Annotated in this window: 10 protein-coding genes; 1 reads left to right on the forward strand and 9 read right to left on the reverse strand. The window is 67.8% G+C overall.

Going from position 1 to position 11,294, the window contains the following annotated elements; all coding sequences use genetic code 11:
• The 9 genes from Q0309_RS01260 to Q0309_RS01300 form a co-directional block, all read right to left on the reverse strand.
• A partial coding sequence (locus Q0309_RS01260) for a helix-turn-helix transcriptional regulator (protein WP_299436551.1) occupies positions 1 to 346 on the reverse strand: 346 nt, incomplete at its 3' end.
• Positions 347 to 806: 460 nt separating this feature from the next.
• On the reverse strand, positions 807 to 2,543 hold the full coding sequence (gene ggt / locus Q0309_RS01265) for a gamma-glutamyltransferase (protein WP_299436554.1): 1,737 nt from the start codon (positions 2,541 to 2,543) through the stop codon (positions 807 to 809).
• 95 nt (positions 2,544 to 2,638) lie between these two features.
• Positions 2,639 to 4,543 (reverse strand): SLC13 family permease, encoded by a 1,905-nt coding sequence (locus Q0309_RS01270; protein WP_299436575.1) that lies wholly within the window; start codon positions 4,541 to 4,543, stop codon positions 2,639 to 2,641.
• Between the two features lie 144 nt (positions 4,544 to 4,687).
• Positions 4,688 to 5,344, reverse strand: coding sequence for a carbonate dehydratase (can, locus tag Q0309_RS01275; protein ID WP_299436557.1), 657 nt, complete (start codon positions 5,342 to 5,344; stop codon positions 4,688 to 4,690).
• A 9-nt stretch (positions 5,345 to 5,353) separates the two neighbouring features.
• Positions 5,354 to 6,652: a DUF3422 family protein gene (locus tag Q0309_RS01280; RefSeq protein WP_299436560.1), complete on the reverse strand. Its 1,299-nt coding sequence runs from the start codon at positions 6,650 to 6,652 to the stop codon at positions 5,354 to 5,356.
• Complete coding sequence (locus tag Q0309_RS01285) at positions 6,649 to 7,317, reverse strand: phosphoribosylanthranilate isomerase (RefSeq protein ID WP_299436563.1); 669 nt, start codon at positions 7,315 to 7,317, stop codon at positions 6,649 to 6,651. Before Q0309_RS01285 ends, Q0309_RS01280 begins: the two co-directional genes overlap by 4 nt.
• Positions 7,318 to 7,330: 13 nt before the next feature.
• Positions 7,331 to 8,074, reverse strand: coding sequence for an orotidine-5'-phosphate decarboxylase (gene pyrF / locus Q0309_RS01290; RefSeq protein WP_299436566.1), 744 nt, complete (start codon positions 8,072 to 8,074; stop codon positions 7,331 to 7,333).
• A 108-nt stretch (positions 8,075 to 8,182) separates the two neighbouring features.
• Positions 8,183 to 9,064 carry an ABC transporter permease gene (locus tag Q0309_RS01295; protein WP_366940540.1) on the reverse strand — a complete coding sequence of 294 codons (882 nt, stop codon included), beginning with the start codon at positions 9,062 to 9,064 and terminating at the stop codon, positions 8,183 to 8,185.
• Positions 9,061 to 10,038: an ABC transporter ATP-binding protein gene (locus tag Q0309_RS01300; protein ID WP_299436569.1), complete on the reverse strand. Its 978-nt coding sequence runs from the start codon at positions 10,036 to 10,038 to the stop codon at positions 9,061 to 9,063. The genes Q0309_RS01295 and Q0309_RS01300 overlap by 4 nt, the downstream gene beginning before the upstream one ends.
• A 351-nt stretch (positions 10,039 to 10,389) precedes the next feature.
• Between Q0309_RS01300 and Q0309_RS01305 the strand changes: the two genes are divergently transcribed.
• The gene (locus Q0309_RS01305; RefSeq protein ID WP_299436572.1) at positions 10,390 to 10,953 is read left to right on the forward strand and encodes a fasciclin domain-containing protein; all 564 of its coding nucleotides are present in this window, start codon (positions 10,390 to 10,392) and stop codon (positions 10,951 to 10,953) included.
• Positions 10,954 to 11,294: the final 341 nt, after the last annotated feature.

An 11,294-nucleotide genomic window follows, 5' to 3' on the forward strand; every position in this document is an offset into this window, starting at 1 on the left:
CGGTATCATTGGGCAGGCGGTTGAAGACGGCCATCAGCTTCAGGGCTTCGCTGCTTAGCGACGGGTCCACGTCTGGGCGGACATTGGTCAGGCCTCGCTGCTCCAGCAGGTCGTTTTCGATATCCTCGAAAAAGAACGAGATGGGGACGTCGAGATGGCTGGCGATGTCGAACAGGCGTGAAGCGGATACGCGGTTCGCGCCTCGCTCGTACTTCTGCAATTGCTGGAACGATATGCCAATGGACTGCGCCAGGTCCTGTTGGGTCAGGCGCAACATGGCGCGGCGTAAACGAATGCGTTCCCCAACGTGAATGTCGACCGGATCGGGTCCTTCGCCCCTTGCCATGGCTGGCTCCCCCTCATTCTTGTTATGGGTTCGGTTGACGCTGTACCGGACAGCGGCGCACCAGACGCACGCCGCGCCGGGTTCACGGAAAGCCCCCCGTCCGGAGGTTTCACCCCCTCCTGAACACAATTGTTATGCTAACGACTCATGCGGGAGACCGCAAGTGATCGCATACAATTTTCGTTCAGGTGTATGCAATTTTCTTCAGGGTGACGGTATGGCACTGGCACATCGTCGTTTCAACCCGGATTTTTTGGGTAGCCGAGGGACATGGCGGCCGGACGATGACGCCTGATAACCGCGACGGATGAGGTATACTCATCCGCCGTGCGGAACCAGTCCACTTCCCCCGCCCATCCAAGACAGGATGGTTGGGGGGCCGGCACTGATTCGTCGAGGCGGATCGGTGCCGGCGGGACGCCGGGTGTGCCGGGCCCGGCCGTCCCGCGACCGGGTTGGTCTATCGGCCCAGCACCACCCCTTCCCGGCGCGGGTCGGCGCCGCCGGTCAGGGTCCCGTCGTCCAGGATCTGGATCGCGTGCAGGCCGGATTCGAGCGGTCGGAGATTGACCTCGTGGCCCAGCGCCCGCAGCGCTTCGGCCAGGTCCGCCGCCTCGGTGCCTTCCTCCAGGTCGGTGGCGCCGTTGCGGTTCACCACATGGCCCATGGCGACGGCGGCCTGCGGGTCCATGCCCCAGTCGAGCATCGCCACCAGGGCGTTGGCCACGTAGTTGATGATGCGCGAGCCCCCGGGGGAGCCGACCAACAGTACCGGCTCGCCGTCCTTGAACACGATGGTCGGCGACATGGACGAGCGCGGCCGCTTGCCACCCTCCACGCGGTTGGCCACCGGCTGGCCGTCCGCCCCGGGGGCGCGGGCGAAGTCGGTCAGTTCGTTGTTCAGCAGGAAGCCCCTTGTCATCACCCGGCTGCCGAAGCCGGTCTCGATGGTGGTGGTCATCGACAGCATGTCGCCGTGCGAATCGACGATGACGAAGTGACTGGTGCCCGGCCGCTCGACCTGAGTGTCCGGCGCCCACAGGGCGGCCTCGTCCCACGGCGGCGAGCCGGCCTCGGCGGTGTCCATGGCGGCGTCCGGATCGATCAGGGCGGCGCGCTCGGCGAGGTATCCGGCGTCGATCAGGCCCTTGGTGGGCATGGCGACATAGTCCGAGTCGGCCATGTACAACGCCCGGTCGGCATAGGCCAGCTTGGCGGCCTCGATGTACAGGTGCCACGCCTCGGCGGACGGTCCCAGGGCGGACATGTCGACCGTCGCCAGCATCCCCAGGATCTGGCCGACCGTCAGGCCGCCGGACGTCGGCGGCCCCATACCGCAGACCTCGAAGGCCCGATACGGCATACACACGGGTTCGCGCTCGACCACCTCGTAGGCGGCCAGGTCCTCCAGGGTCAGGATGCCCGGGTTGATGTCCGTCCGGACCGCCGAGACGATGTCGGCGGCGATCTCGCCCTCGTAGAACGGCGCCGAGCCCTGCTCCGCGATCAGGCGCAGGGTGTTGGCGAACGCGGGGTTCTTCAGGACCGTGCCGGCGGCCTTGGGAGTGCCATCGGGGTTGAAGAAGTAGGCGCGGGCGGTCTCGAACCGGTCCAGCTGCCGCTCCTGCGCGGCGGCGATCGACTCGGCCAGGCGCGGCGAGATCTCGAACCCGGCGTCGGCGGTGTCGATGGCCGGCCGCAGCAGGTCGGCCCACGGCTGGCTGCCATATCGCCCGTGCAGTGTTTCCAGCAGCTTCAGCGTTCCGGGCACGCCTACCGAGCGTCCGCCGACAACCGCGTCCCACCAGCTGACCGGCTCCCCGTCCGGTCCCAGCCAGTAGGTCTCATCCGCCGCCATCGGCGCCTTCTCGCGGCCATCAAGGGTGATCAGGCGCCGTTCGGACGCATCCCAGTACAGCAGGAAGGCGCCGCCGCCGATGCCCGAGGACTGCGGCTCCACCAGGTTCAGCATGGCTTGGACGGCGACCGCCGCGTCGGCGGCGGTGCCGCCGTCGGCCAGCACGGCCCGGCCGGCCTCCGTGGCCAGCGGGTTGGCGGCGGCCACCATGAAGGGGGAGGCCGCCACCTGTGCGGCCGGAGTGGCTGCCCGGCGGTCCTTGTCCTGGGCGATCAGCAGTGCCCCCAACAGCACCACGGCCAGGAACAGCAGCGCGACGCATCGGTTCATGGTGTCCATGCGGCACCTCCATGCCTGATATGAGAGCGGCCCGTCGTTTCGATGCCGAAGAGACTACCGTGTTCCGGCCGGCCCGGCCAGCGCCGCGCGTGCCCCTACAGGCCCCAGTACCAGGGGGCGAACAGGCTGTAGACCAGCCAGAGGATCAGCAGCAGGGGCAGCCCGGCCCGCGTGTAATCGCTGAAGGTGTAGTGGCCCGGCCCCATGATCAGCAGGTTGGTTTGGTAGCCGACCGGTGAGGCAAAGGAACAGTTGGCCGCCAGCACCGTGGTGATGGCGAAGATGTGCGGATCCAGGCCCAGTTGGTGCGCCAGATTGATGCCGACCGGAATGAACAGAACCGCGCAGGCGTTGTTCGTCAGCACGTTGGTGAATCCGGCCACGATCAGGAAGAACATCGACAGAATCACAGCCGGTCCGAGGTTGTGGAACAGCCCGAGGGTGGCATTGGCGACGAACGCGGCGCCCCCTGTGGCCTCCAGCGCCTGGCCCAGGGCCAGCGCCGCCACCACCACCAGAAGGATCTTCCGGTCCAGCGCGCGCGTGGCCTGGCGGATGTTGACGGCGTTGATGGCGATCATCAGCGTCGCGGCGACGATCGCGGCGACGACGATGGGGACGACGCCCACGGCCGCCAGCCCCACCGCCGCGGCGAAGATGCCGGCCGACAGCCCCGCGTGGTGGCGCTTGGGCAGGGTGCCCCGCGTCCCCGACAGCACCACAAGGTCGCGTTCACGCCCCAGCGCCTCAATGTCCGCCTGGCGGCCGACGATAAGCAGGTTGTCGCCCGCTTCCAGGCGGATCTGCGTCATGCTGGCGCGGATCATGCGCGCGCGCCGCTGGATGCCGATCACCAGGCAACGATACCGCTGGCGGAACGCCAGCTGCTGCAGGTTCGGTCCGATCAGGCGCGACGACGGGGTGATCATGGCTTCGACCATGACCTGCTCTTCCGGGGCGGGCCGGTTGGTGTCACCGTTGCCGTTGGTCTCGCGGCGGCCCGGCTCGCCCTCCACCTTGGCGCCGTCGCGCAGGCGGTCGCGGGCGCGGTCCGCCGCGCCGGGGCCACTCGGAGGGTGCAGCAGCCCGGGGTGGCGCGAGGCCAGTTCGGTCAACGTCGTGCGCGTCGCGGCGATGACCAGCGTGTCGCCGGCCCGCAAGGGGTAGTCGTCGAAGGGCGGCAACTCGGCATGTTCCCCGCGCTGGATCATCCGCACCGTGACATCGGGCAGGGACTTGAACGTGCCGGCGACGGCCTTTTCGCCGACCAGCTGCGAATCCGACGGCACCACGATCTGCGAGATGAACTGCTTGCCGTGGCGGGTCATGTGGCTGGCCATGCCGGCCCGCTCCGGCAGCAGGCGCGGCATGACCAGCACCACGTAGGCCATGCCGATGGACGCGAGCACAAGGCCCGGGGCGGTGATCTCAAAAAAGCCGAGGGGCGACTGACCGAGGTCGATCAGCGCGCTGGAGACCAGCAGGTTGGTGGAGGAGCCGATCAGCGTCGTCATGCCCCCCAAAATGGCCGCGTAGCTGAGCGGCATCATGAGGCGGCTGGCGTTGACCGAAAGGCGTACGGCCATGGCCTGGAGGATGGGGATGAAGATCACCACCACCGGCGTGTTGTTCAGGAACGCCGACAGGCCCATCACCGCCAGCAGAATCAGCACCACCGACGCCACGGCCGACAGGCGTGGATGCGCCGCCCACTGCGCGACGCTGTCCAGGGCGCCGGTGCGGATCAAGCCCTCGCCGACCACCAGAAGGGCCATGACCGTCAGCAGCGCCGGGTTGGAGAACCCGGCCAGCAGATCGGCCGAGGTGACCAGCCGCGCGCCGTCGGGGCCAATGACCGGGAAGACCTGGAAGACCACCAGCAGCGTCGCCAGCGTGCCCAGGGCGGTCAGTTCCAGCGAGATCCACTCGGTGACGAACAGCGCGACGACGACCGCGGTCAGCGCCAGCGTCAGCCACATGTGCACGTCAATGGGAAGCACCAAGGCGAGCGCCATCCTTCGCCGTGATGGCGGACTCACCGGTCACGATGAACCCGCGCAAGGCCGCACATCATATCAGAGGGCTCGGCCACGCCAAGAGGGCGCGGACCGGCGTTCATTCGAGGGGGGTGCGGGCCGGCCGCGTTAAGTGCCGGCCCCGGTTGGTCCGGCGGGCGCGCCCGCGACCCGGAAGGCGGCTTCGAGGTGCTCCGGGGCCGTCAGCGTGCATCCCAGATCGCGCAGGCGGCCGTCCCGCAGGGCATAGATCCAGCCGTGCACCTGCAATGCCTGCCCCCGCGCCCAGGCGGCCTGGACGATCGGTGTGGCCGCCACGTTGTGGGCCTGGGCGGCGACGTTCAACTCGCACAACCGGTCGACCTGCGTTGCTTCGTCCAGCCCCTCCAGCACCGCCTTGTGTCGATCCATGAGGGATTTGATGGGGGCGAGCCAGTTGTCGATCAGGCCCATCTGGGTCCGCGACAAGGCCGTCTTGACGCCACCACAGCCGTAATGGCCAACAACCATGACATGCTTAACCTTCAGAACGTCCACCGCATACTGCAGGACGGAGAGCATGTTGAGGTCCGAGGGCACGACAAGGTTGGCGACGTTGCGATGGACAAACAACTCGCCTGGCGCGAGATCGACAATGTCGTTGGCCGGCACGCGGCTGTCGGAACAGCCGATCCACAGGAATTCCGGTGCCTGGATCTGAACGAGGCGGTGAAAGAAATCCGGATCCCGCTGCGTCGTGCGCTCGACCCACGCCGCGTTTTTGCTGAACAGATGGCCGATGTCCATGGGATCGGGTTACTCCTCTTTGTTCGTGACCACGGTCCGCTTGAGCCGTTGAACGGCGGTCCAGACCAGAACGGCGACCACGGGCACGGACAGGCCTGTGAGCATCCCGACGTTCAAGGCAACGCCGCTGCTTTCGATGGCCTTGAGAACATACCCCACCAGGCCGACGGCGTAGTAGCTGATGGCCACCACGGACAGGCCCTCGACGGTTTCCTGCAGCTTGATCTGGACCCGCGCACGTTCGTTCATGCTGTTCAGCAGGTCCCGGTTCTGGTGTTCCAGCCCGACCTCGACCCGGGCGCGCAACAGGCTGCCGATCCGCGTGGCCCGCTGGGCGAGGGCCTCCTGCCGCGAGTCGGCCGATTCGCAGGTGGCCATGGCGGGACCCAGACGCCGGTACAGGAACCCGTCGATGGTCAACAGGTTCCCCGCGCGCGCGGTCCGCAAGTCCCGCAAGCGCTGTTGCACCAGCTGATAGTAGGCGCGCGAGGCCTCGAACCTGTAGCTTGTCCGCGCCGCGATGCTCTCGATGTCCGCCGACAGTTGAGACAGCTGGTCCAACAGTTCCGCATCGCTGAAATGATCAGACCGATCGGCCATCCGCGCGCTGACATCGGCCAGGGCGGCGTCAATGTCGCGCAAACGCGGCAACATCTCCTGGGCGATGGGCAGGGCCAGCAAGGCAAGCGCACGGTAGTTGTTGAGCTCGATCAGGCGCTGAACGGTGCGGCCGGTGTGGCGGTCGTCCAACCCTTGATCCTGGATCAGCATCCGGGAGAAGTGGTCGGAATGCAGCCGGAAGTCCGTCCACACCATGGCCTTGCCGCCGGCCACGGTATTGCCTGTCAGCATGTTGCCGTTGAAGTAGCGGAGCGAGATCTCGTCGTTGTTCGGGAGTTCGACGTCCTTCTGAACCACCGCCAGGTGGATCGCGGAAAGGACTTCACCGGGCAGGTCGTGCAACCAGTCCGCCGGGAGTTCATCCAACACCGGACTGGCGAAAGGCTCAGAGAAGTGCGCCCGGCGGAAGAACATGTAGGAGCAGAACTCGGTATGCCGTTCCCACTTGACGGTCAACCCGCCCAGGTCGGCGACATGCTGCTTGGCGCCGCTCGCCGGCGCCGTGCCGCCCTTGCGGGCGCACAGGGCCGCCAGATGGGCGGAGTCGGCCTCGGCGCCGTGCTCGTCCGTCAGGGTCGCGAACTGAGAGACGCGGATCGGCGCGCGCAACGGCTCCGAGGCCCGGGCATGAAGCTCGCGGACAAGCTGTTCGCGTTGCGGATGTTCGTTGAATGGGGGCGTGTTCATGGCCGCTCAGTCCCTTCGGCGGCCCGCACGGCGGCACAGAACCGCGCGATCAAGGCCGGATCCTTGCTGCCCCGCGTTCGTTCGACGCCGGACGAGACATCGACGCCGCGCGCGCCCGTGGCCCGGATGGCGTCGGCCACCGTCTCTGGTGTCAGGCCGCCGGCCAGCATCCAGGGCAACGGCGACACCCACCCGGTCAACACGGACCAGTCGAAGGCCCGAGCATGACCGCCCGGCCGATCGGCCCCAGCGGGCGGGCGCGCATCCAGCAGCAGGCGGTCGGCGTGCTCGGCGTAGGTGGCGGCGCGCGCAAGATCATCGGCGTCGGCCACGCCGATGGCCTTCATCACCGGCCGGCCGAACTCGAGCCGGATGGCGTCGACCCGTTCGGGGCTTTCCTGTCCGTGCAACTGTATCAGGTCGAGGCGCACATGGTTCAAGACAAGATCGAGAAGAGCGTCGTCGGGATCGACGAACAGACCGACCGTGCCGACCGTCTCGGGCAGGGCGTCGAACAGCTCGGCGGCGGCCTCGGCGGTGACCGCGCGCGGCGACGGCTCGAAGAATACCGCGCCCAGCCAGTCCGCGCCGGCGGCGACGGCGGCGTCCACGGCCTCGACGTCGGTCAGCCCGCAGATCTTGATCTCGACGGGGGTATCGCCCATGCGCGCGCTCTCCTCAGTCGTCGGCGCGCCCTGGGCGCGGGATCGTCTCCGTTTCGGTCTCCAGGATCGCCCGGGCCGCCGCCGCCGGGTCCTCCGCCGCCGTGATGGGGCGGCCGACCACCAGGTGACTGGCGCCCGCCGCCAGGGCCTCGGCCGGCGTCACGACCCGTTTCTGGTCGCTCGCGGCGGCGCCGGCCGGACGAACGCCCGGGGTGACGATCAGTGCGTCCGGTCCCAGGTCGGCGCGGAGCACGGCTGCTTCGTGCGGCGAGCAGACCACGCCGTCCAGGCCCGCCTCATGGGCCAGGGCAGCAAGCCGCCGCACTTGGTCCTCGACTGGCCCGGGGACGCCGATCGCCGCCAGGTCGTCTTCGTCCAGGCTGGTCAGCACGGTCACGGCCACCAGACGCGCGCGCTCGATCCCCAGCCGCGCGGCTTCGCTCTCCGCCGCATCCACGGCGGCCTGCATCATCGATCGCCCGCCGGCGGCGTGCACGGTCATCAGGGCCGGGGCGAGGGGGGCGGCGGCGCGCACGGCGCCGGCCACGGTGTTCGGGATGTCGTGGAACTTGAGGTCAAGGAACAGGGGCAGGGCGACGTCGGCCAGGGCGGCCTGGACGCCCGCGGCGCCGTGGGCGACGAAGAACTCCAGGCCCAGCTTGACGCCGCCGGCCACGCCCGACAGGGCTTGGGCCAGGGCGCGGGCGTGCGGCAGGTCGGTGGTATCCAGGGCCACGAACAGGGGATTGACGGACATGACGGCACACCGGAGCTGTGGGAGGGGTCCCGAACGTCGGTGGGGGCGTCCTTACACCATGCCCGGGTGCGTCGCCAGGGGGGAACTGGTCGTAGCGACAGGCCGGCCTCAAGAACCGGGGACGGTGATGCCCGCCTCGCGCCGGCCCACCCGGTGGGCCGCCAGGGCCAGGCACAACGCCACGGAGGCCACCACGATGGCCAGGGCCAGCAGGTAATCGCCCGTGCCGAGCAGGGTCAGCGGGTCGTCGTAGAACGGTGCGCGCAGGATGGTCATGCCGTGGGTGACCGGGTTCAGGATCATGATCCAGTACAGCCAGCCGGGCACGCCGGCGATGGGGAAGAAGGCGCCGGACAGCACCCACATGGGCATCATGATGACCATCATCATGGCATGGAAGCCCGCCGTGGACTTCATGCCCCAGGCGAACAGAAAACCCAGGCCCGTGAAGCCGAGCGAGACGACCACCAGGGTCAGGGCCAGCAGGATCCAGCCGCCGATGCCCGGCGCCAAGCCGATGAAGGGAGCGGCGATCAAAAGGATTCCGGCCTGGAACAGGGCCACCAGCGATGCGCCGCCGACCTTGCCCATGACGATGCCCAGGCGCGACACCGGCGCGACCAGCACGCCTTGCAAAAAGCCCTGGTCGCGGTCCTCGATGATGGTGATGGAGGCGAACACCGAGGCGAACAGGATCATCATCATCAGCACGCCGGGGTAGAAATACTCCAGGTAAGACATCCCTTCCATGCCGGGGGCACTGAAGCTGGGCGTCAGGCCAGCGCCCAGCAGGACCCAGAAGATCAACGGCTGCCCGATCGAGCCCATCACGCGGTGCGGCTGGCGGATGAAGCGCGTGAACTCGCGCCGCGCCAGGGCCACGGCGACCGCCATCAACGAAGCGCGCGGTGCGACATCGGTCGCTCCCTCGTCGTCCGAGGCCATCGCGCCGGTGGACGGCCGGGCCGAAGCGTTGCCGGCGTAAGTCATGCCGCGTTCTCCTGTTGGTCGGACGCCGCCAGTGCGACCTCGGCACGGGCCTCGGCGGTCACATGGACGAAAACGTCCTCCAGGGCGGGACGCTTGACGGTGATGCCCCGCACCAGCGCGCGGTAGTCTGTGAGCACGCGTTCCAGGAGGGCGACGGCGTCGTTGTCGGGCGCCTCGTCAATCCGCAGGTCGTCGCCATGGCGCATGGCCGTGACGCCCAGGTCGTCTTTCAGTTTGGCCGCAAGGGTGTCCGGCTCCGGGCTGTCGATCACCAGCACGTCGCCGTTCAGACGCTCCCGCAGCGCTTGCGGCGAGTCATGCGCCAACAGACGACCATTGGCCATGATGGCGACGCTGTCCACGTCCTCGGCTTCGCTGAAGATGTGGCTGGTCATCAGCACCGTCATGCCGAGGTCCTGGCGCAGCGAGCGCAAGGCGTTCAGAAACCCGCGCCGGCTGGCCGGATCCAGCCCGGTGGTGGGTTCGTCCAGCAGCAGCAGGCGCGGCCGGGTCAACAGGCACTTGGCCAGTTCCACCTGCCGTGACAGGCCGCCCGACAGAGTCTCCACCCGGTCGCCCAGGCGTCCGGACAGGTCGGTCCAGGCCATGGCCTCGTCCAGGCGGGACCGAAACGCCGCGCCGCGAAGGCCGTGCAGGGCCGCGTGGATGGCCAGGTTCTCGTGCACGCTCAGGTGCTTGTCGACGGCCGGACTCTGGAACACCACGCCCGTCAGGGCGCGCGCCGCCGCCGAATCCCGCAGGATGTCGTGGCCGCCGATGAAGACGCGCCCTCGGCTCGGCCGGGCCAGACCGCACAGAATGCGGAACAGGGTGCTTTTGCCGCTGCCGTTCGGTCCCGAGAGAATGGTGAACCGCCCGTCGGGAATGTGCAGGGTCAGGTCTGAGACGGCGGTTCTTGCGGGCTGCCGACGCCCGCCGGCATAGACGTGGGTCAGGTCCTCGATACGAATCATGGCTTCCCGGTCCCGCCGCAGGCGCGGGCCGTCTCCCTCTCGGACTGGCGCCGCTCCGTGCACGACGCAGGAACGCCCCTTGTAAGGCACCTTGGGCGCCTTGGTAAAGCCTTCGGCAGGCGCGCGAATCGCGAGGGTGGGTCGGATGCCGCCAAGCGGCCGCCCCCGGTGCGGCGTGCTTTGGGGTGCGCTTCGAACGCGAGGCGTTTGCAAAAAACCGCCGGCAGACATGATCCGCCAGGAAACGCTCAGCGTAATGAAGGATACAACGCGCTTGGCGGGATGGAAACCCGATCAGTCGTGCGGTTACTGAGAGAAACCCAGGTTCAACCACACAAGGATGACCCATCAATGACTCGGTCCTTTTTCTCCATGTCTTTGCTTGCCGCGGGCTCTCTTGCGGCCGTGGCCTTCGTTGGCGCGATCAGCGCCATGGCCGGGGATTCCCGCCATGGCCAGCCCCTGACCCAACTGGCCGCCCACCACGAAGCCGCCCATGACGGCATGGACATTGTCGAACGGGCCATCGATGCCAAGGCTTTCACGACCCTGGTGGCGGCCGTCGCCGAGGCTGGTCTGGTGGAGACCTTGAAGGGCGAGGGTCCGTTCACGGTCTTCGCGCCCAATGACAGGGCGTTCTCGCAACTGCCGGAAGGCACTGTCGCCGACCTGCTGAAGCCGGAGAACCGCGAGACCCTGACGCGGATCCTGACCTACCATGTCGTCCCGGGTCGCGTGATGAGCGCCGATATCGCTGGTCAGGCCCTTGAGGCCACGACCGTGTCCGGTGTGCCGCTGGCGATCGACGCAACCGGTGGCAGCGTTCGGGTGGGTGATGCCACGGTGACCACGGCCGACGTCACGGCGTCGAACGGTGTCATTCATGTGATCGATGCCGTGCTGCTGCCGAACTGATTGGGTGGCTGAGACGTATATCCATAACGCTCCCTGGAAAGCTCAGTCTTCCGAGTTTCCCTTGCCCCGCGCCCGATCGGGAATATCCCCCCTCATTCCCGGGGCGCGGGCTCTTGGCCGGCCGGAGTCCGCTCCGGCCGGCCTTTTTTCTTCGACGGACCGCATGGTCAGCCGTATAGATCTCGCAGGTAATTGGGAGTTTGAAAAACGGGCGACTCCGGAAACGCAGGAATTCTAGAGGCTTTGACCGAAAATTCTTGATCCAATCCGCTTCTTTCTTGTGCCGTCCCGTCGAGATCTTCGGAATCCGCGACCATGGCCCGCAGTGTGAGGGCCTCGCT

This window comes from uncultured Rhodospira sp. (assembly GCF_937138205.1).
GTDB lineage: Bacteria > Pseudomonadota > Alphaproteobacteria > Rhodospirillales > Rhodospirillaceae > Rhodospira.